The organism is Streptomyces sp. NPDC035033 (genome assembly GCF_040636735.1).
GTDB lineage: Bacteria > Actinomycetota > Actinomycetes > Streptomycetales > Streptomycetaceae > Streptomyces.
On sequence record NZ_JBEZUZ010000006.1, the window covers coordinates 98,272 to 122,298 of the forward strand.

The 24,027-nt window shown below is 72.8% G+C and carries 22 protein-coding genes; 12 read left to right on the plus strand and 10 right to left on the minus strand.

The window, feature by feature from the left end; all coding sequences use genetic code 11:
- Positions 1-49 precede the first annotated feature (49 nt).
- Positions 50-670 carry a class F sortase gene (locus AB0E83_RS04880; protein ID WP_362105921.1) on the plus strand — a complete coding sequence of 207 codons (621 nt, stop codon included), beginning with the start codon at positions 50-52 and terminating at the stop codon, positions 668-670.
- 9 nt (positions 671-679) lie between these two features.
- On the opposite strand, the gene AB0E83_RS04885 is transcribed toward AB0E83_RS04880, so the two are convergent.
- A complete protein-coding gene (locus tag AB0E83_RS04885) occupies positions 680-1,462 on the minus strand; it encodes a TSUP family transporter (RefSeq protein ID WP_362105924.1) in 783 nt (260 codons plus the stop codon).
- A gap of 192 nt (positions 1,463-1,654) precedes the next feature.
- On the opposite strand from AB0E83_RS04885, the gene AB0E83_RS04890 reads away from it, so the two are divergent.
- The 5 genes from AB0E83_RS04890 (at position 1,655) to AB0E83_RS04910 (ending at position 7,172) form a co-directional block, all read left to right on the plus strand.
- Positions 1,655-2,845, plus strand: a complete 1,191-nt coding sequence (locus AB0E83_RS04890; RefSeq protein ID WP_362105927.1) for an FAD-dependent oxidoreductase — start codon at positions 1,655-1,657, stop codon at positions 2,843-2,845.
- Positions 2,842-5,364 carry a nitrite reductase large subunit NirB gene (gene nirB / locus AB0E83_RS04895; RefSeq protein WP_362105930.1) on the plus strand — a complete coding sequence of 841 codons (2,523 nt, stop codon included), beginning with the start codon at positions 2,842-2,844 and terminating at the stop codon, positions 5,362-5,364. The genes AB0E83_RS04890 and nirB overlap by 4 nt, the downstream gene beginning before the upstream one ends.
- The gene (gene nirD / locus AB0E83_RS04900; protein WP_362105933.1) at positions 5,361-5,690 is read left to right on the plus strand and encodes a nitrite reductase small subunit NirD; all 330 of its coding nucleotides are present in this window, start codon (positions 5,361-5,363) and stop codon (positions 5,688-5,690) included. Before nirB ends, nirD begins: the two co-directional genes overlap by 4 nt.
- A 37-nt stretch (positions 5,691-5,727) precedes the next feature.
- Entirely contained in the window at positions 5,728-6,312 is a 585-nt protein-coding gene (locus tag AB0E83_RS04905) for a helix-turn-helix domain-containing protein (protein ID WP_362105936.1), read from the plus strand.
- A 98-nt stretch (positions 6,313-6,410) separates the two neighbouring features.
- The gene (locus AB0E83_RS04910) at positions 6,411-7,172 is read left to right on the plus strand and encodes an SDR family oxidoreductase (RefSeq protein ID WP_362105939.1); all 762 of its coding nucleotides are present in this window, start codon (positions 6,411-6,413) and stop codon (positions 7,170-7,172) included.
- 16 nt (positions 7,173-7,188) lie between these two features.
- On the opposite strand, the gene AB0E83_RS04915 is transcribed toward AB0E83_RS04910, so the two are convergent.
- From AB0E83_RS04915 to AB0E83_RS04925, 3 genes are all read right to left on the minus strand, one after another.
- Complete coding sequence (locus AB0E83_RS04915) at positions 7,189-7,602, minus strand: VOC family protein (protein ID WP_362105942.1); 414 nt, start codon at positions 7,600-7,602, stop codon at positions 7,189-7,191.
- A 93-nt stretch (positions 7,603-7,695) separates the two neighbouring features.
- On the minus strand, positions 7,696-8,163 hold the full coding sequence (locus AB0E83_RS04920; protein WP_362105945.1) for a group III truncated hemoglobin: 468 nt from the start codon (positions 8,161-8,163) through the stop codon (positions 7,696-7,698).
- Positions 8,164-8,220: 57 nt separating this feature from the next.
- Positions 8,221-9,252, minus strand: coding sequence for a hypothetical protein (locus tag AB0E83_RS04925; RefSeq protein ID WP_362105948.1), 1,032 nt, complete (start codon positions 9,250-9,252; stop codon positions 8,221-8,223).
- 165 nt (positions 9,253-9,417) lie between these two features.
- Here AB0E83_RS04925 and AB0E83_RS04930 point away from each other — a divergent pair, with 165 nt between their 5' ends.
- Complete coding sequence (locus tag AB0E83_RS04930; protein ID WP_362105950.1) at positions 9,418-10,578, plus strand: alkaline phosphatase PhoX; 1,161 nt, start codon at positions 9,418-9,420, stop codon at positions 10,576-10,578.
- Here the strand turns inward: AB0E83_RS04930 and AB0E83_RS04935 are convergent.
- From AB0E83_RS04935 to AB0E83_RS04950, 4 genes are all read right to left on the minus strand, one after another.
- Positions 10,548-11,582 (minus strand): winged helix-turn-helix domain-containing protein, encoded by a 1,035-nt coding sequence (locus tag AB0E83_RS04935; RefSeq protein WP_362105952.1) that lies wholly within the window; start codon positions 11,580-11,582, stop codon positions 10,548-10,550. The genes AB0E83_RS04930 and AB0E83_RS04935 overlap by 31 nt on opposite strands.
- Positions 11,583-12,076: 494 nt before the next feature.
- Entirely contained in the window at positions 12,077-14,788 is a 2,712-nt protein-coding gene (gene ppdK, locus AB0E83_RS04940; protein ID WP_362105955.1) for a pyruvate, phosphate dikinase, read from the minus strand.
- A gap of 357 nt (positions 14,789-15,145) precedes the next feature.
- On the minus strand, positions 15,146-16,282 hold the full coding sequence (dusB, locus tag AB0E83_RS04945) for a tRNA dihydrouridine synthase DusB (RefSeq protein ID WP_362105958.1): 1,137 nt from the start codon (positions 16,280-16,282) through the stop codon (positions 15,146-15,148).
- Positions 16,283-16,337: 55 nt separating this feature from the next.
- Complete coding sequence (locus AB0E83_RS04950) at positions 16,338-17,216, minus strand: helix-turn-helix domain-containing protein (protein ID WP_362105961.1); 879 nt, start codon at positions 17,214-17,216, stop codon at positions 16,338-16,340.
- Positions 17,217-17,316: 100 nt separating this feature from the next.
- On the opposite strand from AB0E83_RS04950, the gene AB0E83_RS04955 reads away from it, so the two are divergent.
- Positions 17,317-18,735, plus strand: a complete 1,419-nt coding sequence (locus AB0E83_RS04955; RefSeq protein WP_362105964.1) for an MFS transporter — start codon at positions 17,317-17,319, stop codon at positions 18,733-18,735.
- 56 nt (positions 18,736-18,791) lie between these two features.
- Here AB0E83_RS04955 and AB0E83_RS04960 read toward each other — a convergent pair whose 3' ends face one another.
- On the minus strand, positions 18,792-18,974 hold the full coding sequence (locus AB0E83_RS04960) for a DUF6243 family protein (RefSeq protein ID WP_362105966.1): 183 nt from the start codon (positions 18,972-18,974) through the stop codon (positions 18,792-18,794).
- A gap of 216 nt (positions 18,975-19,190) precedes the next feature.
- The gene (locus AB0E83_RS04965) at positions 19,191-20,573 is read right to left on the minus strand and encodes a glycine--tRNA ligase (protein ID WP_362105969.1); all 1,383 of its coding nucleotides are present in this window, start codon (positions 20,571-20,573) and stop codon (positions 19,191-19,193) included.
- A gap of 177 nt (positions 20,574-20,750) precedes the next feature.
- Here AB0E83_RS04965 and AB0E83_RS04970 point away from each other — a divergent pair, with 177 nt between their 5' ends.
- From AB0E83_RS04970 to AB0E83_RS04985, 4 genes are read left to right on the plus strand one after another with little or no spacing between them, the layout of a single operon-like run.
- On the plus strand, positions 20,751-21,740 hold the full coding sequence (locus AB0E83_RS04970) for a metal ABC transporter substrate-binding protein (RefSeq protein WP_362105972.1): 990 nt from the start codon (positions 20,751-20,753) through the stop codon (positions 21,738-21,740).
- Positions 21,741-21,766: 26 nt separating this feature from the next.
- The gene (locus AB0E83_RS04975) at positions 21,767-22,531 is read left to right on the plus strand and encodes a metal ABC transporter ATP-binding protein (protein WP_362105975.1); all 765 of its coding nucleotides are present in this window, start codon (positions 21,767-21,769) and stop codon (positions 22,529-22,531) included.
- Position 22,532: 1 nt separating this feature from the next.
- Positions 22,533-23,429, plus strand: a complete 897-nt coding sequence (locus AB0E83_RS04980) for a metal ABC transporter permease (RefSeq protein ID WP_362105978.1) — start codon at positions 22,533-22,535, stop codon at positions 23,427-23,429.
- Between the two features lie 59 nt (positions 23,430-23,488).
- Complete coding sequence (locus AB0E83_RS04985) at positions 23,489-23,899, plus strand: transcriptional repressor (protein WP_362105981.1); 411 nt, start codon at positions 23,489-23,491, stop codon at positions 23,897-23,899.
- Positions 23,900-24,027: the final 128 nt, after the last annotated feature.

The following is a 24,027-nucleotide window of genomic DNA, read 5'->3' on the forward strand; positions in this document are numbered from 1 at the left end:
CGGGGGCGGGACCCGTCCCTGGCCATCCCTCCCGGAGTGAGGAACCGACGTGAGCAACAGGAGCAAGGGCTGGGGCATAGCGGTGGCCGCCTGCGTCGGCCTCTGGCTCGTCCAGGACGGTTCGCAGGACGTCACCCCGCCCGTCCCGTCCGCCGCCCAGGCCTTCGCCGCCGGGCCCAGCGTGCACACCGACGCCGCCGCCGACCCGCTGCCGTCGTCCCCGCCGGTGCGGCTGCGCATCCCGGAGACCGACGTGGACGCCCCGATGACCCGGCTCGGCCTGGCGCCGAACGGCTCCCTGGAGGTGCCGCCGGCCGAGGACCGCAACCTGGCCGGCTGGTACGCGGACGGCGTCACGCCCGGTGCCAAGGGCACCGCGATCGTCGCCGGCCACGTCGACAACGCCGGCGGCCCCGCCGTCTTCTACACCCTGGGCGCCCTGAAGAAGGGGCACCGGATCGAGATCGACCGCGAGGACGGGAGGACCGCCGTCTTCACCGTCGACGCCGTCGAGGTCTACGACAACGACGCCTTCCCCGACGAGAAGGTGTACGGCGCCACCGACCGCGCCGAGCTCCGGGTGATCACCTGCGGCGGCGGCTTCTCCGAGAAGGCCGGCGGCTACCAGGGGAACGTGGTGGCCTTCGGGCACCTCATCGGGGTGCGCTGAGCCGGTCCGTCAGCCCCACTGGTCCCAGCCGAGCTTCGCGACCATGGAGAGGACCACGACCAGCAGCACCCCCCGGACGAACCCCGAGCCCTTGCTCAGCGCCATCCGGGCGCCGATCGTCCCGCCGGCCAGGTTGAAGGCCGCCATGAGGGCGGCCAGCTGCCAGTAGACGGTGCCGGCCAGGGCGAAGGTGACGAGGGCGCCCGCGTTGGTGCAGACGTTGACGATCTTGGCGGTGGCGGAGGCCGTCACCAGGTCGAGGTGGAGGACGGCGGTCAGCGCGAGCACCAGGAAGGTGCCGGTGCCGGGCCCGAACAGACCGTCGTAGAAGCCGATCCCGCCGCCGACCAGGACGATCGCGGTGACGATCCGGGCCCGGGTGAGCGGCGCCCGGTCCGCCTCGGTCCGCACCCCGAACGAGGGCTTCAGGATCACGAAGGCGGCCACCGCGACGAGGACGACGATGATCAGCGGGCGCAGCACCTCCTTGCTGACCAGGGTCACGAAGAGGGCGCCGAACGACGAGCCCACGAGCGCCGCCAGGCCGACCCGTACCGCCGTCCGCACCGGCACCTTCGTCTTCCGCGCGTAGGTGACGGCCGCGCCCGTCGTGCCGACGATCGCGACCGCCTTGTTGGTGCCGAGGACGTAGCCGTTCGCGGCGTTCGGGAACGCGATCAGCAGCGCCGGCAGGAGCAGCAGCCCGCCTCCCCCGACCACGGCGTCGATCCAGCCCGCGACGAGCGCGGCCAGACACAGCAGGACGAGGGTGGACATCGTGATCTCGGGCATGCGGCGAGCCTAGGGACGGGATCGATGGCCCGTCCACGGATCTCCTGATCGTTGAGCAAGCTCTGAGCTTGCGCGGCCCCCGGGGGCGCGGCGCGCCCTCACAGTCCGGCGGGCCGCCGTCGGAGATCAGCGTTCCGTACGGGAAACAGACGGGATGCCACCGGGAAACACCGGGCCCGCACCCTTCCGGGTATGAGTACACGGATCGTGGTGGTCGGAGGCGGAACGGCGGGCCTCCGCCTCGCCCAGCGCCTGCCGGTCACCCTCCTCGGCGAGGAGCCGCACGCCCCGTACAACCGGGTGCTGCTCGCCGACGTCCTCGCCGGGCGGTACGCCCCCGAGGTCATCGCCCTGCCCGAACCCCGCGAGCCGGTGCGCCGCGGGGTGCGGGCGGTGCGGATCGACCGGGCGGCCCGCACCGTGGAGTGCGCCGACGGCTCGCTGGTCGGGTACGACCGGCTGGTCCTGGCCACCGGCTCCAACCCGGTGCTGCCGCCGCTGCGCGGACTGCGCGGGGCGGAGCTCCCCGAGGGCGTGCACTCCTTCCGCACCCTCGACGACTGCCTCGCCCTGCGGGCCGCCGTCCGGCCCGGGGTGCGGGCGGTCGTCATCGGCGGCGGCCTCCTCGGGGTGTCCGCGGCGCGGGCGCTGGCCGCGCTGGGCGCCGAGGTGGTCCTCACCCAGCAGGGCGAGGGCCTGATGGAGCGGCACCTGGACCCGCACGCCTCCGCGCTGCTGCGGGAGCACCTGGACGGGCTCGGCGTCGAGACGCACACCGAGTGCCGGGTCAGCGGGCTGCGGCAGGAGGGCGGGGCGGTGACGGCGGTCGAGCTGGCCGACGGCTTCGTCCTGGACGCCCGGGTCGTGGTCCTGGCCTGTGGGGTGCGCCCCCGGGTCGCGCTGGCCCGCGAGGCCGGGCTCGACGTGCGGACCGGCATCGTCGTCGACGACGAGCTGCGGACCTCCGACCCGTTCATCCACGCCGTCGGCGACTGCGCCGAGCACGACGGCCGGGTCTACGGCCTGGCCGGCCCGGCGCTGGAGCAGGCCGACGTCCTCGCGGACGTGCTGTCCGGCACCGGCGCGCCCCGCTACGGCGGCACCCGGGCGCTCACCCGGCTCACCCTCGGCGGGGCGCAGCCGCTGGACCTCGCCGCCTTCGGCGAGGCCACCCCGCGGCCGGGCGACGACGTCGTCCAGCTCGCCGACGCGACCCGGGGCGCCTACCGCAAGGTCGTCGTCCGCGACAACCGGCTCGTCGGGGGCGTCCTCCTCGGCGATCTGGCCGCGGTCGGCGCGCTCGCCCGGGCCTGGGAGGGCGACGAGGCCCTCCCGGAGGCCCCCCTGCTTCACCTGCTCACCCACGACGGAGGCTCCGCATGACCACCCCCACCATCGTCCTGGTCGGCCACGGAATGGTCGGCCAGCGGTTCCTGGAGGCGCTCGCCGACCGGGGCGTCACCGAGCGGGCCCGGATCGTGGTCCTCTGCGAGGAGCCCCGCCCGGCGTACGACCGCGTCCAGCTGACCTCGTACTTCTCCGGGAAGACGCCCGACGACCTGTCGATGGTCGAGGACGGCTTCATGGAGCGGCACGGCATCGAGCTGTACACGGACGAGCCCGTCGTGAGCGTCGACCGGGCGGCGCGGACGGTGACCGCCCGGTCGGGGCGGACCGTCGCCTACGACCACCTGGTGCTCGCCACCGGCTCGTACCCCTTCGTGCCGCCGGTCCCCGGCAAGGACGCCACCGGCTGCTTCGTGTACCGCACGATCGAGGACCTCCTCGCGATCGAGGCGTACGCGAAGTCGGCGACGACGGGCGCGGTGGTCGGCGGCGGCCTGCTCGGCCTGGAGGCGGCCGGCGCGCTGAAGGGCCTCGGGCTCGACACGCACATCGTGGAGTTCGCGCCGCGGCTGATGCCGGTGCAGGTGGACGAGGGCGGCGGCGCGGCGCTGCTGCGGACGATCGAGCAGATGGGGCTGACCGTGCACACCGGCACGGGCACCCAGGAGGTCGTGACGGCCGACGGGTCCGTGACCGGCATGAAGCTGTCGGACGGCACCGAACTCGCCGTGGACATGGTGGTGTTCTCGGCGGGCGTCCGGCCCCGGGACCAGCTGGCGCGGGAGTGCGGCCTGACCGTGGGCGAGCGCGGCGGCATCGCCGTGGACGAGCACTGCCGCACCTCCGACCCGGCGGTCTTCGCGATCGGCGAGTGCGCGCTCGCCTCCGACGGGCGGGTCTACGGCCTGGTGGCGCCGGGTTACGAGATGGCGCAGACGGTCGCCTCGGTGCTGGCCGACGAGGCGGGCGAGGAGACCGGCTTCACCGGCGCGGACCTGTCGACCAAGCTGAAGCTGCTCGGCGTCGACGTGGCCTCCTTCGGCGACGCGCACGGCACCGCCGAGGGCTGCCTCGACGTCGTCTACTCCGACTCCCGGGCGGGCGTCTACAAGAAGCTGGTGGTGGACGCCGAGGGCCGGCTGCTCGGCGGCGTGCTGGTCGGCGACGCCGAGGCGTACGGGTTGCTGCGTCCGCTGACCGGCTCCAGGCCCCCCGTCTCCCCCGAGCAGCTGGTGCTCCCGGCGGGGGCGGGCGCGCCGGTGGCGCTGGGCCCCTCGGCGCTGCCGGACGACGCGGTCATCTGCTCCTGCCACAACGTGACCAAGCACGCGATCACCCAGTGCTCCTCGCTGCCCGAGGTGAAGAAGTGCACCAAGGCCGGCACCGGCTGCGGCGGTTGCGTGAAGGTGATCGAGAAGCTGCTGCCGAAGGCGGCCGACAAAGGGCTCTGCGGCTGCTTCTCCTACACCCGCAGCGAGCTCTACGAGATCGCCCGCACCCTGCGGGTGACGTCCTTCGCGGCGCTGCTCGACTCGCACGGGCGGGAGGAGACGAAGGGCGGCGAGGGCTGCGAGGTGTGCAAGCCGACCGTCGGCTCGATCCTCGCGTCCCTGAACAACGGCTACATCCTGGACGGCGAGCAGGCCGCGCTCCAGGACACCAACGACCACCACCTGGCCAACCTCCAGCGCAACGGCTCCTATTCGGTGGTGCCGCGCATCCCCGGCGGCGAGATCACCCCGGAGAAGCTGATCGTGATCGGCGAGGTGGCCCGCGACTTCGGGCTCTACACGAAGATCACCGGTGGTCAGCGGATCGACCTCTTCGGCGCCCGCGTCGACCAGCTCCCGGCGATCTGGACCCGGCTCGTGGACGCCGGCTTCGAGTCCGGGCACGCCTACGGCAAGGCGCTGCGCACGGTGAAGTCCTGCGTGGGGCAGACCTGGTGCCGCTACGGCGTGCAGGACTCGGTGAAGATGGCGATCCAGCTGGAGCTGCGCTACCGGGGCCTGCGCGCCCCGCACAAGCTGAAGTCGGCGGTCTCCGGCTGCACCCGCGAGTGCGCCGAGGCCCAGTCGAAGGACTTCGGCGTGATCGCCACGGCGAACGGCTGGAACCTGTACGTGGGCGGCAACGGCGGCGCGACCCCGCGCCACGCGGACCTGCTCGCCCAGGACCTGTCGGACGCCGAACTGGTGCGGCTCATCGACCGGTTCCTGATGTTCTACATCCGGACGGCGGACCGCCTGGAGCGGACGTCGGCGTGGCTGGAGCGCCTGGAGGGCGGGCTCGACCACCTCCGCGACGTGGTCGTGAAGGACTCGCTGGGCCTCTGCGCCGAGCTGGAGGAGCTGATGGCGGCGCACGTCGCCGGCTACCAGGACGAGTGGGCGCAGACCCTGGACGACCCGGAGCGGCTGCGGCGCTTCGTCTCCTTCGTCAACGCGCCGGAGACGCCGGACCCGACGGTGCGGTTCGTGCCGGAGCGCGACCAGATCAAGCCGGACCTCACGATCCTGACGATCGGCACCCTGGAAGGAGCCACCTCGCGATGACCAGCATCGAACTCTCCCACGCCCCCGACTCCTGGACGGCGATCTGCGAGGAGGCCCGGCTGACCCCGGGCCGGGGCCTGGCGGCGCTGCTGCCGGACGGCCGGCAGGCGGCGGTCTTCCGGGACCGGGCGGGGCGGGCGTACGCGATCGACAACCGCGACCCGTTCACCGGGGCGCAGGTGCTGTCCCGGGGGCTGCTCGGCACGGCGGACGGGCGGCCGTTCGTGGCCTCGCCGCTCCTGAAGCAGCGCTTCGACCTGGAGACCGGGCGGTGCCTGGACGACGACGAGGTGACGGTGGCGGTGTATCCGGTCCGCCTCGCGTGACTTGACCGTTCGTTCCAGAAAGACATACGGTCACTTCGTGGCCAGGACCAAGGAATTCGACCCCGGGGCCGCGCTCCAGGCGGCGCTCGACCTCTTCTGGGCGCGCGGCTACGAGGCGACGTCGATGGCGGACCTCGTGGAGCACCTCGGCATCGGCCGGGCCAGCATCTACGCGACCTTCGGCAACAAGCACGAGCTGTACCTGAAGGCGCTGGACCGCTACCTGGAGAGCCAGGACCCGGGGCTCGTCGAGGAGCTGTCCGCGCCGGGCCCGGCGCTGCCGGCCGTGCGGGCCCTGGTCCGCCGCTTCGCCGCCGAGGCGGCGGCCGACGGCGTACGCCTGACCGGCTGTTTCGTCACCAACTCGGCGGCGGAGCTGGCCCCGCGCGATCCGGCGGTGGCCCGCCGGGTCGAGCTGAGCTGGGAGCAGATCGAGACCCTGCTGCACGCGGCGCTCGTCCGGGCCCGGGCCCAGGGCGAGCTGCCGGAGGGCCGTGATCCGCGCGCCCTCTCCCGGATGCTCCTGGTCCTGCTCCAGGGCATCCGGGTGGTGGGCAAGGCGTCGGCGGACCCGGCCAGGGTCCGGGACGCGGCGGAAGAGGCGCTGCGGCTGCTGGACTGAACGGCGGCGGCCGCGCGGCGAGGCGCCCCACGAGGGGCGCCTTTTCCCGGCCCCGATTCTGGAATGTACGGTCAATTTCACTTACGGGGAGGAACCCCATGTCCGCTCGTTTCACCGACCGCGTCGTCCTCGTCACCGGGGCCGGTTCCGGCCTGGGCCGGGAGATCGCCCGCGCCTTCGCCGCCGAGGGCGCGAAGGTGGTCGCCGCCGGCCGGACCGCCGCGGCCCTCGACGCGACCGTGGCCCTGATCGAGGCCGGGGGCGGCACCGCCACCGCCGTCACCGCCGACGTGACGAGCCCGGAGTCCACCCGGGCGCTGGTCCGGCGCGCGGTGGAGACGTACGGCGGGCTCGACGTCGCCGTGAACAACGCGGGGATCTTCCGGGGCGGCCACAGCGCCGCCGACTTCCCCCTCGACGACTGGCGGGCGCTGCTCGACACCAACGTCACCGGGGTCCTGAACGCCCTCCAGGCGGAGGTCGCCCACATGCGGGCGCACGGCGGCGGGGCGATCGTGAACATCTCGTCCAACCTGGGCCCGCACGTCCGGATCCCGGGCGTCTTCGGCTACCAGGTCTCCAAGGCGGCCGTCTCGGCGCTCACCCGAGCCGCGGCCCGCGACCACATCGGCGACGGGGTGCGGATCAACGCGGTCAGTCCGGGCGCCGCCGAGTCCGCGATGTCGCTGCTGCCCGGCGAGACGGAGGCCGAGCGGGAGGTCCGGATGAAGGAGGCGTCGCCGCTGGGCCGGATCTCCTCGGCGGCCGAGGTGGCGGCGGCGGTGCTGTACCTCGCGTCGGACGCGGCTGGCTCCGCCGTCGGCACGGACCTGGTGGTCGACGGCGGCGTCTCGGCCTGAGGACCGGGGCGGGCGCTCAGCCCTGCGCGGCGGCCGGGTCCATCCAGAAGACCTCCCAGTGGTGGCCGTCCGGGTCGGCGAAGGAGCGGCCGTACATGAAGCCCATGTCCATGGTCTCCTTCGCCGGGCTGCCGCCCACCTCCAGGGCCCGGTCGGCCAGCTCGTCGGCCTTCTCGCGGCTCTCCGCGTTCAGGGTCAGCAGCACCTGGGTGGTGGCGGAGGCGTCGGCGATCGCCTTGCCCGGGGCGGTGAAGCCGGCGAACTTCTCCTCGGTGAGCAGCATGACGAAGATGGTGTCGCTGATCACCACACAGGCGGCGGTCTCGTCGCTGAACTGCGGGTTGATCGCGTAACCGAGCTTCTCGTAGAAGGCCCTGCTGACGTCGAGGTCCTTCACGGGCAGGTTCACGAAGATCATCTGCGGGGCCATGGCGTGCTCTCTCTTCTCCGTCGTGCGGTGCTGTCGAGAGGTAAGACGGGCGGGCCGGCCCGGACTCATCGCTCTCCGGAGAAGTTTTTTCGCTCAGGCCGCCGTGCGCAGCGCGAGCGCCGCCAGCGGGACGAAGCCGCCGGTCCCGCCGGAGGCGGCCCCGGCCTCCGCGCCGGGGCCGCCGAGCCGCTTCATCATCGAGACGGCGATCCGCTCCCCCGTCGTCTTGGCCCGGTCCGCGAGCGGCCCCCGGTGCAGGCCGTCGACGGTGGCGTGCCAGAGCTGGACCCAGCGCCCGAAGTGGGCGGGGGTGAGCGGGCGGGCGGAGTGCAGCGCCGCGTGCGGGGCGAAGGCGTCCCGGCCGTACGCGGCGGTGCGGAAGAGGGCGCGCTCCCAGAAGTCGGCGATGCGCGGCAGGTGGACCTCCAGGTCGGTCCCGGCGACCTCGGTGAAGAACGGGCCGATGAGGGGGTCGGCGAAGGCCGCCCCGTAGAACCGCCGCAGCAGCGTGTCGAGGTCGTCGCGGCCGCCGATGTCGGTGGGCTCCCGGGTCTCGCGCATGCGTCCAGTCTGCCGTGCGAACCCCGCGCCCGGCAGTGCCGAAGGTCCCGCCCGCGCTCAGGGCGCCGCCCGGGTCCAGCGGCTGAGGGTGTCGGTCGCCCGGTCGTGGGTGAGCCAGGTGCCGTCGCCGAGGGGGCGGACGCAGCCGGTGACGCGGGACGGGTAGGCGACGGGGCCGAGCGGGCGCAGGTCCCCGTCGAGGAGCCAGTGGCCCGGCCCGTCCTCGCCCCCGGCGGTCTCGGCGACGGCGACGACGGCGTCCGGGCCGGCGAAGCCCGCCGCGAAGTCCCACCTCCGGCCGTCCCCCAGGCCCTCGGCGTCCCGTTCGGCGAGGACGGTGCCGTCGGGGGCGTGCAGCTGGAGGTCGTGGCAGCCGTGCTCGACGGTCAGGCAGCGGGGGAGCGCGGGGTGGACGTCGAGCAGGATCCGGTCGAGTCCCTCCCCCAGGTCCCGTACCGCCACCGCCTCCCCGTCCCGGCGCCCCGCGTACAGCAGCACCCCGTCCTGGCCCATCCCGACGCAGAGGAGCACGGTCTCCCCGTCCGGCAGGGCGCGCTGGTGCGAGCCCGCGGCGACGCTGTCCTCCAGCGGGATCCGGCCGATCTCGGACCCGTCCCGGGCGTCGAGCACCACCCACCGCTCGAGACCGTCCTCCCCGACGACGTGGGCCCACACGAGCCGCCCGTCGGCGGAGACGAGCACCGAGCCGTGCTCCAGGCCGGAGCAGACCTCCTGGTCGTCGCCGGTGTGCGGGTGGCCGATCACGGGCCCCCAGCAGCCGTGCCGGTACTCCCACAGCGCGCGCCCGTCCGCGGCGACCGCCCGGACCGCCCGCTGGCCCGAGAAGACGGCGAAGTCCAGGTCCGGGGCGACCGCGTCCACCCCCCGGTCCCAGCCGGGCCAGGGCGCGGGGAAGACGGCGGCGGGCTCCGGCGCCCGGGAGAAGAGCGCCGGCACCCGGTGGACCTCCAGGCGGTCGGCCCGCCGCAGGGCGAGGCCGCCCGGACCGGCCTCGCGGTGCGGGCCGTCCACGAGGTCCGCCCCGCCCGGCAGCCGTACCGATCCGAGCAACTGTGCGGTGATCGTCATGGCGTGAACCTAGCGCCCGTCTCCGGCGCCGACTCCCCGGCCCCGCGCCCGCCCCTTCCCCGTCACCGTTTGTTGATGCACAGTCAACTCCGCACTCCTAGATTCCCCTCGCGCGGCCCCGCCGCTGACCGTGCGGCGGGCGGTCACACACCCCCTGGAGAAAACGTGGAGCGACGCAGTTTCCTGCGTGGAGCGGTCATCGGCACCTCGGCGGCGGCCTTCGGCGGCACCCTGATGCGGGGCGCGGCCTACGCGGCCCCCGCCCAGCCCGGCGCCGGCCCCTACGGGGCGCTCGGCGCGGCGGACGCCAACGGCATCATGCTGCCGGCCGGGTTCACCAGCCGGGTCATCGCCCGCTCGGGACAGACCGTCCCCGGCACCTCGTACACCTGGCACAACGCCCCCGACGGCGGCGCCTGCTACGCCGACGGCACCGGCTGGATCTACGTCTCCAACTCGGAGATCTCCAGCACCGGCGGCGCGAGCGCGATCAAGTTCAACTCCTCCGGCACCGTCACCTCGGCGTACCGCATCCTGTCCAACACCAACCGCAACTGCGCGGGCGGCAAGACGCCCTGGAACACCTGGCTCTCCTGCGAGGAGGTCGACACCGGCTACGTCTACGAGACCGACCCGTGGGGCGTGAACGCCGCCGTCCGCCGGGCCGCGATGGGCCGGTTCAACCACGAGGCCGCCGCCGCCGACCCGGTGCGCCGGGCGATCTACCTGACCGAGGACAAGTCGGACGGCCGCTTCTACCGCTTCGTGCCGAGCACCTGGGGCAACCTCTCCTCCGGCACCCTCCAGGTGCTGGTGGCGGGCACGGCCACCTCCGGCTCCTTCACCTGGCAGAACGTGCCCGACCCGGACGGCTCCCCCACCGCGACCCGCTACCAGGTCTCCGGCGCGAAGGTCTTCAACGGCGGCGAGGGCTGCCACTACGCCAACGACACCGTCTGGTTCACCACCAAGGGCGACAACCGCCTCTGGCAGCTCAACCTCGCGAACAGCACCTACGAACTCGCCTACGACGACTCGCTGGTGCCGAGCGGCGCCGCCCCGCTCACCGGCGTGGACAACGTCACCGGCTCCTCCTCCGGCGACCTGTTCGTCGCCGAGGACGGCGGCAACATGGAGATCTGCCTGATCACGCCGGACGACACCGTCGCGCCCTTCCTGCGGATCAACGGCCAGTCCTCCTCCGAGATCTGCGGCCCCGCCTTCTCCCCCGACGGCAAGCGGCTGTACTTCTCCAGCCAGCGCGGCACCTCCGGCAGCTCCTCGGGCGGCATCACCTACGAGGTGACCGGCCCGTTCCGCGCGTAACACCGCTCCTCGCCGCGCCGCTGGGCCCCGCCTCCCCCTCCGCCGAGGAGGGCGGCGCCCAGCGGCGTCAGCGTGTGCAGGACCGCGTTCCCGTGCCGGAGGGTGGCGATGAGGCCGGCCTCCCGCAGCACGCCCGCGTGCTGGCTCGCGGAGGCGAGCGACACCCCGGCCCGCCGGGCCAGCTCGCTCGTCGTCCCGCCGTCCCCGATGGCCTGGAGGACCTCCGCCCGGGTCTGGCCCACCAGCTTCGCCAGCGAGGAGACGCCCGGCGGGCGGACCGTCGGCGCCTCCCCGTGCGTCACCGGGTAGACGAGCACCGGCGGCAGCGCCGGGTCCCGCAGCATCACCGGCGTCCCCCGGCAGAAGTACGAGGGCTGGAGCAGCAGCCCCCGCCCGTCCAGGTGCACGTCCCGGTCGACCGGGTAGGCCGCCTCCAGGACCGGCGCCCGCCAGCTCAGCATCGGCGGCAGCGAGCCGAGGAGCTCCTCCGCGCCGCCGTCCAGGACCGCCCGGCCCCGGCGGGCCCGGTCGGCCTCCACCCGGGCCTGGATGTGCGGCCAGTACGGCTCCACGGCCGCCCGGTGGTAGCTGCGCAGCGCCCCGATCAACCGGTCGAAGGGCTCCGGGCCGCCGTCGGCGAGGGCCCGCAGCGAGTGCGGCACGGTCCGGCCGCCGCTCCGGTCGGCGGCCAGCAGGGACAGCTCCGAGCGGAGCCGGCCGGGCGCGGTCGCGCGGACCGCCCGGAGCCCCTCGTCGAGGCCGTTGAGCCCCTCCGCCGGAGTGAGGAAATCGGGGAAATAGCCCCGGCTCGGGACGAGGGCGGCGAGCAGCCGGGTCTCCCCGCCGAGCCGCGCCCTGGTTTCCGTGCGCCATCCGCCGAACACCACCGGGCCGCGCCGGTCCCTTAAACGGTGAAAGCTGAGAATCGTTTCCCACAGGACGTCAGGACGGGCGGCGATCCGCACCCCCGCCAGATCGTCCGCGGTGAAATGAATACGAAGCATGAAGTCCCCACCTGTGCACTCGCAACCACCCCGCGATCGAGTATGCACGCCATCACTGCACGTTACCAGGGTGTTTCAGCCACAGTTGAAAAGCATCGCGGCGAACAGGGCCCAACGGAAATGCTGTGCGGGTCGGGCAGGAAACCTTCAGGACCGAGGTGACGTGGTGAAGACCGTGGGGGGCTTTGCCCGTCCGGCGGCGGTCGGCGAGGGTTGCGGCTCACCTGCCCGACACCATGAAAAAGGGCGTGGCCCCCGGGTGGGGATCCGGGGGCCGCGACCGAAACGCCCGCAAACACAGACGTTCAATTTCCAATAATTCAATGCGGACGTAATTGCGCATGAATCTGACGTGAAAACGACGGGACGGACACCTCCGCACAAGGTGTCCGTCCCGTCTCTTTTGGATCCGGGACCGCCGTCCGCCGGTGAGGGTTCGGAAGGGATGGCCGACGGCGGCCCCGGGGGCTGTACGGGGCCTTCGGCCCCTCGGGTCAGCGGCTGTCGCTGCCCTTCGACTCGGCGGCCGCGCGGCCCGCCTCCAGGCGCGCCACCGGGATCCGGAACGGCGAGCAGGAGACGTAGTCGAGGCCGACCTCGTGGAAGAAGTGCACCGACTCCGGGTCGCCGCCGTGCTCGCCGCAGACGCCGAGCTTGATGTCGGGGCGGGTGGCCCGGCCGGCCTGGACCGCGGAGCGGACCAGGGAGCCGACGCCGTCCTTGTCGATGGTCTCGAAGGGGCTGACGCCGAAGATGCCCTTCTCCAGGTACGCGGTGAAGAAGCTGGCCTCCACGTCGTCGCGGGAGAAGCCCCAGACCGTCTGGGTGAGGTCGTTGGTGCCGAAGGAGAAGAACTCGGCGGCCTCGGCGATCTGGCCGGCGGTGACGGCCGCGCGGGGCAGCTCGATCATGGTGCCGAGCGCCAGCCTCAGCTCCACGCCGGTCTCCTCCTGGACCTCGGCGATGACCTTCTCGGCGTCCTCGCGGACGATCTCCAGCTCCTGGACGGTGCCGACGAGCGGGATCATGATCTCGACGCGCGGGTCGCCCTTGGCGTCGATCCGCTGGGCCGCGGCCTCGGCGATCGCCCGGACCTGCATGGTGAACAGGCCGGGGATGACCAGGCCGAGGCGGACGCCGCGCAGGCCCAGCATCGGGTTCTGCTCGTGCAGCCGGTGCACGGCCTGGAGCAGGCGCAGGTCGTTCTCGTGCGGCTCCTTGCGGGACTCGGCGAGGGCGACGCGCACCGACAGCTCGGTGATGTCGGGCAGGAACTCGTGGAGCGGCGGGTCGAGCAGGCGGACCGTGACCGGCAGCCCGTCCATCGCCTCGAAGAGCTCGACGAAGTCGTTCTTCTGGAGCGGCAGCAGGGCCTTGAGGGCCTCGTCGCGCTCGGCGTCGGTGTCGGCCAGGATCAGGCGCTCGACGTACTGGCGGCGCTCGCCGAGGAACATGTGCTCGGTGCGGCACAGGCCGATGCCCTGGGCGCCGAAGCGGCGGGCGCGGGAGGCGTCCTCGGCGTTGTCGGCGTTGGCGCGGACCCGCAGGCGGCGGACGCGGTCGGCGTAGGCCATGATCCGGTGGACGGCCTGGACCAGCTCGTCGGCGTCGTCGGCGCCGGCGTGCATGCGGCCCTCGAAGTACTCGACGACCGGGGACGGCACGACGGGTACCTCACCGAGGTAGACCTTGCCGGTGGAGCCGTCGATGGAGACGACGTCGCCCTCCTCGATGACCGCGCCGGAGGCGGTGGTCATGCGGCGGCGCTTGGTGTCGACCTCCAGCTCCTCGGCGCCGCAGACACAGGTCTTGCCCATGCCGCGGGCGACGACGGCGGCGTGCGAGGTCTTGCCGCCGCGCGAGGTCAGGATGCCCTCGGCGGCGATCATGCCGTCCAGGTCGTCCGGGTTGGTCTCGCGGCGGATCAGGATGACCTTCTCGCCGGAGCGGGACCACTTGACGGCCGTGTACGAGTCGAAGACGGCCTTGCCGACGGCGGCGCCCGGGGAGGCGGCGATGCCGCGCCCGATCTGCTCGACCTTGGCGTGCTCGTCGAACTTCGGGAACATCAGCTGGGCGAGCTGGGCGCCGGTGACGCGCTGGAGCGCCTCGGCCTCGTCGATCAGGCCCTGGTCCACGAGCTGGGTGGCGATGCGGAAGGCGGCACCGGCGGTGCGCTTGCCGACGCGGGTCTGGAGCATCCAGAGCTGGCCGCGCTCGATGGTGAACTCGATGTCGCAGAGATCCTTGTAGTGGGTCTCCAGCGTCTCCATGATCTGCATGAGCTGGTCGTACGACTTCTTGTCGATCGACTCCAGGTCGGCCAGCGGCACCGTGTTGCGGATGCCGGCGACGACGTCCTCGCCCTGCGCGTTCTGGAGGTAGTCGCCGTAGACGCCCTGGTGGCCGGAGGCGGGGTCGCGGGTGAAGGCGACGCCGGTGCCGGAGTCCGGGCCGAGGTTGCCGAAGACCATGGAGCAGACGTTGACGGCGGTGCCGAGGTCGTGCGGGATGCGCTCCTGGCGGCGGTACAGCTTGGCGCGGTCGCCGTTCCAGGAGTCGAAGACGGCCTTGATGGCCAGGTCCATCTGCTCGCGCGGGTCCTGCGGGAAGTCGCGGCCGGTGTCGGCCTTGACGATCTCCTTGAACTTCTCGACGAGCTTCTTGAGGTCGCCGGCGTCCAGGTCGGTGTCGCTGGTGACCTTCTTGGCGGCCTTGGCCTCGTCGAGGGCGTCCTCGAAGTGCTCGCCGTCGACGCCCAGCACGGTCTTGCCGAACATCTGGATGAGGCGGCGGTACGAGTCCCAGGCGAAGCGCTCGTTGTCGGCCTGGCGGGCGAGGCCCTCGACGGACTCGTCGGAGAGGCCGATGTTGAGGACCGTGTCCATCATGCCCGGCATGGAGAACTTGGCGCCCGAGCGGACGGAGACGAGCAGCGGGTCGTCGGCCTGGCCGAGCTTCTTGCCCATCTTCCGCTCAAGGGCGTCGAGGTGGGCCGAGACCTCGTCGCGCAGGGCGACGGGCTCCGAGCCGGACTCGAGGTAGACCTTGCACGCCTCGGTGGTGATCGTGAAGCCGGGAGGCACCGGGAGGCCGAGGTTGGTCATCTCGGCGAGGTTGGCCCCCTTGCCACCGAGCAGGTCCTTCAGGTCCCTGTTGCCCTCGGTGAAGTCGTACACGAACTTCTGATCATTGTTTTCCGACACGGGTCTCGACTCCTCGACGACTCGGTTGGCTGCCCTGACGGCGAGGAACATACCCAGATCGAAGGCTTCTGGGGAGGTACGCCTACCGGTCACACGGTCGTAACCACCCGTCCGCCCCCACTTCGAAAGTTACCGAGGCGAAGCTTCCGTTTTCACGCTCCGAAGCCCGCTTGACCCAATCCAGGGAATAGTCGCTCACATGAGCGCCCTTGGTGAGCATTTGCGTTCAACTCTTGAACGCAAAAAGGGTGGCACCGGGTGCCACCCTTCAGGCGGTGCAGTCACACGTAACCTGCTCATCTGAGCACCACCCCCCTCAGGGGTGGCGAGGATCACTCCTCCGGAGGGCCGGAAGTCTCAGCCTCCGGACGTGTCCAGCTCGGCGTCCTCGCTCACCCCGGCGCAGTCGTAGGGGTCCTTCAGCCAGCCGTCCGGCAGGACGACCCGGTTGTTCCCGGAGGTACGGCCCCGGGGGCCGTCCGCCCCCGCCGGCCACGGCTGGTCCAGGTCCAGCTCGCTCAACTGAGCGCGCAGCTCGTCCAGGGACGAGGTGATCGCCAGCCGCTTGCGCATCTCCGACCCGACCGAGAAGCCCTTCAGGTACCAGGCCACGTGCTTGCGGAAGTCGACGACACCGCGCTGCTCGTCGCCCAGCCACTCCCCCAGCAGCGTCGCGTGCCGCACCATCACCTCCGCGACCTCCCGCAGCCCCGGCGTCCGGTAGCCGCCGGTGCCCTCCAGGCCCGCCACCAGGTCCGCGAAGAGCCACGGCCGGCCCAGACAGCCGCGGCCCACGACCACGCCGTCGCAGCCGGTCTCCCGCATCATCCGCACGGCGTCGTCCGCCGACCAGATGTCGCCGTTGCCCAGCACCGGGATCTCCGGGACGTGCTCCTTGAGCCGCGCGATCGCGTCCCAGTCGGCCGTGCCGCCGTAGTGCTGGGCCGCCGTCCGCCCGTGCAGGGCGATCGCCGTCACGCCCTCCTCGACCGCGATCCGGCCCGCGTCCAGGTACGTGATGTGGTCGTCGTCGATGCCCTTGCGCATCTTCATGGTGACCGGCAGGTCGCCCGCGTTCGTCACGGCCTCGTGCAGGATCGCCCGCAGCAGCGGCCGCTTGTAGGGCAGCGCCGAGCCGCCGCCCTTGCGGGTCACCTTGGGCACCGGGCAGCCGAAGTTCAGGTCGATGTGGTCGGCGAGGTCCTCGTCGACGATCATCCGCACGGCCTTGCCGACGGTGACCGGGTCCACCCCATACAGCTGGATCGACCGGGGCCGCTCCGTCTCGTCGAACCGGATGAGCTGCATCGTCTTGTCGTTGCGCTCGACCAGCGCCCGCGTCGTGATCATCTCGCTCACGAACAGCCCCTTGCCGCCGGAGAACTCGCGGCAGAGGGTCCGGAAGGGGGCGTTGGTGATGCCGGCCATGGGGGCGAGCACCACCGGGGGCTGCACGACGTGCGGGCCGATGGAGAGGGGGGAGAACGCGGTCATGGCCCCATTGTCCCGTACCGCCGGACGGGTCGGACGGCCGCGCGGGGAACCCGGCCTAGGCGGCGAGGCCGCGGGTCCGGTCCTCGGCCGCGACCAGCTCCAGGAGCCGGGCGCAGCCGGCCCGGGTCTCCTCGTCGAGCGGGACGTAGCTGACGAGGACCGGGCCGGGGGCGGGGCCGAGCCAGAGGTTGGTGTGCTCGAAGCGGAGCGGGCCCACCAGGGCGTTGCGGACGACCTTGGTCCGGCCGCCGGGGGCGATCACGTCGTGCCGGGCCCAGATCTCGCGGAACTCGGGGGAGGCCGCCTCCAGCCGGCGGACCAGCCGCTTCCAGGCGGGTTCGGCGAGGTGCTCGGCCATCTGGGCGCGCAGCTTGCCCGCGAGCAGGACGAGCAGCTCCGGCAGGTCGGTGACGGCGGCCCGGAACTCCTCGTTCACGCAGGCCAGCCAGAGGGTGTTGCGCTCCTCGGGCGGCAGCGCGTCGAGGTCGCAGAAGAGCCGGCCGAAGGTCCGGTTGTGGGCGAGGAGGTCGAAGCGGCTGTTCTGGACGGCGGCGGGCACCGGCTCCAGCTGGTCGAGCAGGGCCCGTACGGCCGGGGTGACGGCCTGGCCGGGCGTGCCGGGCCGGGGGTCGGGCTGTCCGGCGAGGGCGAAGAGGTGCGCGCGCTCGGTCGGGTCGAGCAGGAGCGCCCCGGCGAGGGCGTCGAGGACCTGCGGGGAGACCTGGATGTCCCGGGCCTGCTCGATCCACGTGTACCAGGTGACGCCGACGGCGGAGAGCTGGGCGACCTCCTCGCGGCGCAGGCCCGGGGTGCGGCGCCGGCGGCCCCGGACGAGGCCGACCTGTTCGGGGGTGATGCGCTCGCGGCGGCTGCGCAGGAAGGCGGCGAGTTCCCGCCGCCGGACGTCGGGGGCGGTCGTCGCGGCGATGCTCATGGTCCCAGGGTGCCCGGTCGCGGAGCCGGGTGCCAGGCAGTGTGGGTACCAGGATGAGGGGGCTCTGGTACCAGGGCCGGCGGGCGGCGAGGGTCGGGGCGTGACCACGACGACCCGCCCCTCCCCCACCGCCCCGGCGCCGGCCCTCGGCGCCCTGGGCCTGTTCACCGTCCTCCTGGGGGCCGCGCTGCCCCTGGTCGACTTCTTCATCGTCAACGTCGCCCTGCCGTCGATCGGCCACGAGCTCGGCGCGGACGAGACCCTCCTCGAACTGGTCGTCGCCGGGTACGGCCTGGCGTACGCGGTGCTGCTGGTGCTCGGCGGCCGGCTCGGCGACCTCTTCGGCCGCCGCCGGCTCTTCCTCGCGGGCCTGGTGGCCTTCGGCCTGACCTCGCTGCTCTGCGGGATCGCCCCGAACGCCTGGAGCCTGGTCGCCGCCCGGGTGGCACAGGGTGCCGCGGCGGCGCTGCTGCTGCCGCAGGTGCTCGCGACCGTTCACTCCTCGACGACGGGGGCCCGCCGGGCGAAGGCGCTGAGCCTGTACGGGGCGACCAACGGGCTCGCGTTCGTCGGCGGCCAGATCCTGGGCGGTCTCCTCGTCGCCGCGGACGTGGCGGGGCTCGGCTGGCGCGCGGCCTTCCTGGTGAACGTGCCGGTGGTGCTGCTGGCGCTGCCGCTGGCGCTCCGCGCGGTCCCGGAGACCCGCGCGGCGGCCCCGGCCCCGCTGGACGTCCGGGGCACGGCGCTGCTGGCCCTCGCCCTGCTCTCGCTCCTCGCCCCGCTGACGGAGGGCCGGGCGGCCGGGTGGCCGCTGTGGACGTGGGCCGCGCTGGCCGCGTTCCCGCTCGTGGCGGCGGTGTTCTGGCGCACCGAGCGGCGCGCCGAGCGGCGGGGCGGCGCGCCGCTGGTCCCGCCGTCGCTGCTGCGGCTCGTCCCGCTGCGCCGGGGGCTCGTCCTCGTCCTGCCCCTCTCGGGCGGGTTCGGCGGTTTCATGCTGGTGATCGCGGTGGCGCTCCAGCAGGGCCTGGCGCTGGGCCCGATCGCCTCGGGCGCGGCGCTCGCGCCGATGGCGCTGGCCTTCTTCGCCGCCTCGCTGGCCGGTCCGCGGCTCGTGGCCCGCTGGGGCACCCGGGTGATCCCGGCGGGCGCGGTGGTCCAGGCGGCCGGCCTCGGGATGCTGGCGTGGACGGCCTGGCACTCCTGGCCGGACGTCACGCCGTGGACGCTGGCGCCGGGCATGGCGGTGGCGGGCCTGGGCCAGGGGCTCCAGCTCCCGGTCCTGTTCCGGGTGGTCCTCGCCGAGGTCCCGGCGGACCGGGCGGGCGTGGGCAGCGGCGTGATGGTGACGACCCAGCAGTCGGCCCTGGCCCTGGGCGTGGCGACGCTGGGCTCGCTCTTCCTCTCCCTGGCGGCGACGGGCTCCATGGCCTCGGCGCTGGCCACCACCCTGCTGGTCCAGCTGGTCCTGGCGCTCCTCACCGGGCTCTACGCCCTCCGGCTGCCGAGGGCGACGGGCTGAGGGCGGGGACGGCGAAGGGCCCGGACCGCGTCGGCGGCCCGGGCCCTTCCCGGCTCTCAGTCCTCGGAGGTGTCGGCGCTCCGGTTGCGCTCGCGCATCTTCTTCAGGAGCTCCTGCTTCTGCTCCTCCGCGGAGCGGCGGTCGGCGGCGCGGCCCTGCCGGGCCCCGTTCTGTTCGGCGCGGGACAGCTTCTTGCGCTGTCCGCCGACGCCGAGGAGGTTGTTACGGCCCTTGGCCATGGGGTTCTCCCCTTCGGTGAGGTGTGCGGTGGTCGTCGGTCCGCCGGAGCGGCGCCGCTCTCACTCGTAGATCGGGAGGTGTGCGTCCATGGCCCGCACGGTAGCGGGCCGGTTCGGGGCGGTGCATCCGGTTTTCCCGGGCTCCTCCGCCCGGTACGCGGGAGCCCCCGGTCCGACGCTTCGGACCGGGGGCTCCCGCGTGCGCGGCGGGGCGGTTCAGCAGCCGATGAGGCGGGAGGCCAGGTAGCCCTGGATCTGGTCGAGGGAGACGCGCTCCTGCTTCATGGTGTCGCGCTCGCGGACGGTCACCGCGTTGTCGTCGAGGGTGTCGAAGTCGACGGTGACGCAGTACGGGGTGCCGATCTCGTCCTGGCGGCGGTAGCGGCGGCCGATGGCGCCGGCGTCGTCGAACTCGATGTTCCAGTTCTGCCGCAGGTCCGCCGCGAGGCCCTTGGCCTTCGGGGAGAGCTGCGGGTTGCGGGAGAGCGGCAGGACCGCGACCTTGACCGGGGCCAGGCGGTGGTCGAGGCGGAGCACGACGCGCTTCTCCATGACGCCCTTGGCGTTGGGGGCCTCGTCCTCGGTGTAGGCGTCGAGGAGGAAGGCGAGCATGGTGCGGCCGACGCCGGCGGCGGGCTCGATGACGTACGGCGTGTAGCGCTCGCCGGACTCCTGGTCCAGGTAGGACAGGTTGGCGCCGGAGGCCTTGGAGTGGGCGCTCAGGTCGTAGTCGGTGCGGTTGGCGACGCCCTCCAGCTCGCCCCACTCGCTGCCGCCGAAGGAGAAGCGGTACTCGATGTCGGCGGTGCGCTTCGAGTAGTGGGAGAGCTTCTCCTGCGGGTGCTCGTACCAGCGCATGTTCTCCTCGCGCAGGCCGAGGCCGGTGTACCAGTTCCAGCGCTGCTGCATCCAGTACTCCTGCCACTGCTCGTCCTCGCCCGGCTTGACGAAGAACTCCATCTCCATCTGCTCGAACTCGCGGGTCCGGAAGATGAAGTTGCCCGGAGTGATCTCGTTCCGGAAGGACTTGCCCATCTGCGCGATGCCGAACGGGGGCTTCTTGCGCGAGGTCTGCTGGACCTGGGCGAAGTTGGTGAAGATGCCCTGGGCGGTCTCGGGGCGCAGGTAGGCGACGGAGCCGCTGTCCTGGGTCGGGCCGAGGTGGGTGGAGAGCAGGCCCGAGAAGTTCTTGGGCTCGGTGAAGGTGCCCTTGTTGCCGCAGTTGGGGCAGTTGAGGTCGGCGAGGCCGTTCTCGGGGAGGCGGCCGTGCTTCTCCTCGTACGCCTCTTCCAGGTGGTCGGCGCGGAAGCGCTTGTGGCAGGAGGTGCACTCGGTCAGCGGGTCGGTGAAGGTCGCGACGTGGCCGGAGGCCTCCCAGACCTCGGTGGCCAGGATGACCGACGAGTCGATGCCGACGACGTCCTCGCGCGCGGTGACCATGTAACGCCACCACTGGCGCTTGATGTTCTCCTTCAGCTCGACACCCAGCGGCCCGTAGTCCCAGGCGGCACGCTGGCCGCCGTAGATCTCGCTGCACGGGTAGACGAAGCCACGGCGCTTGCTCAGGCTGACGATGGTGTCGATCTTGTCGGCGGCCACGGTGCTCTCTTCATTACGACGACGAAGTGCGAATGCCTCAGGTTACCGGCGCCCCGGGGCCGGTTATCAAATCGGTTCGGGCTCGGGCGGGGGCCGGCGCGGGGGTGGCCGGAACCACATCCGGAACCCGGGGGAGGCAATTGACAACCGTTTCCAATTTTGTTGAAAATGAGTGTCATGAACGTACGCCGTCTGATACCCGTCACCGCCGTCACCGGAGCCGTCGCCCTCGGGCTCGTCACCCTCTCCGCCTGCGGCGGAAGCTCCTCGGCCGCCGACGAGGCGGACGGCAAGCTGGACGTCGTCGCGTCGTTCTATCCCGTGCAGTACCTGGCCGAGCAGATAGGCGGCGGCCACGTGGCCGTCACCACGCTCACCAAGCCCGGCGTCGAACCCCACGACCTGGAGCTCAAGCCGAAGCAGATCGGCGAGCTCGGCGAGGCCGACGTCCTCCTCTACCTCAAGGGCATCCAGCCCGCCGTCGACGAGGCCATCGCCCAGGCCGGCGTGAAGAACACCGTCGACGCCGCGAGCCTCACCACCCTCGAAGCCCACGGCACCGAGGCCGGCGAAGGCCACGCCCACGAGGGCGAGGAGCACGCCGGCGAGGAGTCCCACGAGGGCCACGACCACGGCTCCGAGGCCGGCTCCGACCCCCACATCTGGCTCGACCCCGTGAAGTACGCCGAGGTCGCCGAGGGCGTCGGCGCCGCCTTCGCGAAGGCCGACCCGGACCACGCCGCCGACTACAAGGCGAACACCGACGCCCTGGTGAAGAAGCTCGGCGCGCTGAACACCGAGTTCGAGACGGGCCTGAAGAACACCGAGACCCGCACCTTCATCACCACCCACTCCGCCTTCGGCTACCTCGCCGAGCGCTACCACCTGGAGCAGGAGGGGATCTCCGGCGTCGACCCCGAGTCCGAGCCGAGCCCCGCCCGCATCAAGCAGCTCCAGGACGTCGCGAAGGCGGACAAGGTCACCACCGTCTTCTTCGAGACCCTCGCGAGCGACAGGACCGCGAAGACCCTCGCCGCCGACACCGGTCTGAAGACCGACGTGCTCGACCCGCTGGAGGGAATCACGGACCGGTCCCGAGGCGATGACTACATCGAGGTCATGCGGGCGAACCTCGCCGCGCTGCAGAAGGCCCTCGGCGCCAAGTGATCCACCCCCGTACGCAGGAGGCACCCGTGAGCGACGAACCCGTTCTCTCCGTCCGCGGAGCCACGGCCGCCCTCGGCGCCCGCCCCGTCCTCCGGGGCGTCGACCTCACCGTCCGGCGCGGTGAGGTCGTCGCCCTGCTCGGCGCCAACGGCTCCGGCAAGTCCACCGCCGTCCGCTCCGTCATCGGCCAGGTGCCGCTGACCGGCGGCACCATCGAGCTCTTCGGCACCGAGCAGAAGCGGTTCCGCGACTGGGCCCGGGTCGGGTACGTGCCCCAGCGCACCACCGCCGCGAGCGGCGTCCCCGCCACCGTCCGCGAGGTCGTCGCCTCCGGCCGCCTCGCCCGCCGCAGGTTCGGCCTGCCCGGCAGGGCCGACAGGGCCGCCGTCGAGCGGGCCCTGGAGCTGGTCGGCCTCGCCGACCGCGCCAAGGACGCCGTCTCCGCCCTCTCCGGCGGCCAGCACCAGCGCGTGCTGATCGCCCGCGCGCTCGCCTCCGAGCCCGAACTCCTGATCATGGACGAGCCGATGGCCGGCGTCGACCTGGGCAGCCAGGAGATCCTCGCCGCGACCCTGCGCGAGCAGGTCGCCGACGGCACCTCCGTCCTGCTCGTCCTGCACGAACTGGGGCCCCTGGAGCCGCTGATCGACCGCGCGGTCGTCCTGCGCGACGGCTGCGTCGTCCACGACGGCCCGCCCCCGCAGGCCGTCGGCCAGCACGCCCTGCCGGGCCACGACCACGTCCACCCCCACGCGGCCGACGAGCCGCTCCGCACGGGACTGCTGACCTGACATGGAACTCTTCCAGCTCGCCTTCATGCAGCGGGCGCTGATCGCCGCCCTGCTCGTCGGCATCACCGCGCCCGCCGTCGGCATCTACCTGGTCCAGCGCCGCCAGGCCCTGATGGGCGACGGCATCGGCCACGTCGCCATGACCGGCGTCGGCCTCGGCTTCCTCATGTCGGCCAACCCGGTGTGGACGGCGACCCTGGTCGCCGTCGCCGGCGCGGTCGTGATGGAGCTGATCCGGGCGTACGGCAAGACCCGCGGCGACCTCGCGCTCGCCCTGCTCTTCTACGGCGGCATGGCGGGCGGCGTCCTGCTGATCAACCTGTCGCCGACCGGCTCCAACGCCAACCTCAGCTCGTTCCTCTTCGGCTCGCTCTCGACGGTCTCCGCCGAGGACGTCACCGCGATCAGCCTGCTGGCCGGGTTCGTCCTGCTGGTGACGGTCGGCCTGCGCCGGCAGCTCTTCGCCGTCAGCCAGGACGAGGAGTTCGCCCGGGTCACCGGCCTGCCGGTGCGCTTCCTCAACCTGCTGATCGCGGTCACCGCCGCGGTCACCGTCACGGTCGCCATGCGGGTCGTCGGCCTGCTCCTGGTCAGCGCGCTCATGGTGGTGCCGGTCGCGGCGGCCCAGCAGCTGACCCGGTCCTTCAAGGCCACCTTCGCGCTCGCCGTCCTCATCGGCACCGGCGTCACCCTGTCCGGCACGATCACCTCGTACTACCAGGACGTGCCGCCCGGCGCGACGATCGTGCTGCTCGCGATCGGCGTCTTCGTCGCCCTGGCCGTGCTCGCCACGCCGCTCGCGCGGCGCCGGGCCCGCGCGGCCGAACAGGCCTCCGCGGCCTGCGACGAACGCTGCGTCCCCGTCACCAGGCGGCCGGCGGACGACGTCAGGGTCTGACCGGGGTCAGGGGGTACTGGCAGAATGGCGGGGGCAACGGATACATCAAGGAGGCCCCCGTGGCGACGGCAGGACCCCCCGTACGCGGCCGCTCGACCAGGCAGCGCGCCGCGGTGGCGGCGGCACTGAGCGAGGTGGACGAGTTCCGCAGCGCCCAGGAGCTGCACGACATGCTCAAGCACCGCGGCGACTCCGTCGGCCTGACCACCGTCTACCGCACCCTGCAGTCCCTGGCGGACGCGGGCGAGGTGGACGCGCTGCGCACCAGTGACGGCGAGACCGTCTACCGCCGCTGCTCGTCGGACGACCACCACCACCACCTGGTCTGCCGGGCCTGCGGCAAGGCCGTCGAGGTCGAGGGGCCGATGGTGGAGCAGTGGGCCGAGGCGGTCGCGGCGGAGCACGGATTTGTGAACGTGGCGCACACCGTGGAGATCTTCGGCACGTGCGCGGAGTGCGCCACGAAGTGAGCCGGACCTGACACACACGGGCGGGGCCCGCCCCCCCCAACCCCCCGGGCGGGCCCGCCCCGCCCGCGTGGCTGTGGGGGGGGGGCCGCGTGCAGGCAGGCCCCCCGTCCGGGCCGGGCGCGCCGCGG

Bases quoted from the DNA above. Each gene is read 5' to 3' on its own strand.
- AB0E83_RS04885 (WP_362105924.1), bottom strand. From the start codon at position 1,462: ATGCCCGAGATCACGATGTCCACCCTCGTCCTGCTGTGTCTGGCCGCG.
- AB0E83_RS04910 (WP_362105939.1), top strand. From the start codon at position 6,411: ATGTCCGCTCGTTTCACCGACCGCGTCGTCCTCGTCACCGGGGCCGGT.
- AB0E83_RS04915 (WP_362105942.1), bottom strand. From the start codon at position 7,602: ATGGCCCCGCAGATGATCTTCGTGAACCTGCCCGTGAAGGACCTCGAC.
- AB0E83_RS04950 (WP_362105961.1), bottom strand. From the start codon at position 17,216: ATGAGCATCGCCGCGACGACCGCCCCCGACGTCCGGCGGCGGGAACTC.
- AB0E83_RS04980 (WP_362105978.1), top strand. From the start codon at position 22,533: ATGGAACTCTTCCAGCTCGCCTTCATGCAGCGGGCGCTGATCGCCGCC.
- nirB (WP_362105930.1), top strand. From the start codon at position 2,842: ATGACCACCCCCACCATCGTCCTGGTCGGCCACGGAATGGTCGGCCAG.
- dusB (WP_362105958.1), bottom strand. From the start codon at position 16,282: ATGACCGCGTTCTCCCCCCTCTCCATCGGCCCGCACGTCGTGCAGCCC.
- AB0E83_RS04935 (WP_362105952.1), bottom strand. From the start codon at position 11,582: ATGCTTCGTATTCATTTCACCGCGGACGATCTGGCGGGGGTGCGGATC.
- nirD (WP_362105933.1), top strand. From the start codon at position 5,361: ATGACCAGCATCGAACTCTCCCACGCCCCCGACTCCTGGACGGCGATC.
- AB0E83_RS04890 (WP_362105927.1), top strand. From the start codon at position 1,655: ATGAGTACACGGATCGTGGTGGTCGGAGGCGGAACGGCGGGCCTCCGC.
- AB0E83_RS04960 (WP_362105966.1), bottom strand. From the start codon at position 18,974: ATGGCCAAGGGCCGTAACAACCTCCTCGGCGTCGGCGGACAGCGCAAG.
- AB0E83_RS04920 (WP_362105945.1), bottom strand. From the start codon at position 8,163: ATGCGCGAGACCCGGGAGCCCACCGACATCGGCGGCCGCGACGACCTC.
- AB0E83_RS04970 (WP_362105972.1), top strand. From the start codon at position 20,751: ATGAACGTACGCCGTCTGATACCCGTCACCGCCGTCACCGGAGCCGTC.
- AB0E83_RS04925 (WP_362105948.1), bottom strand. From the start codon at position 9,252: ATGACGATCACCGCACAGTTGCTCGGATCGGTACGGCTGCCGGGCGGG.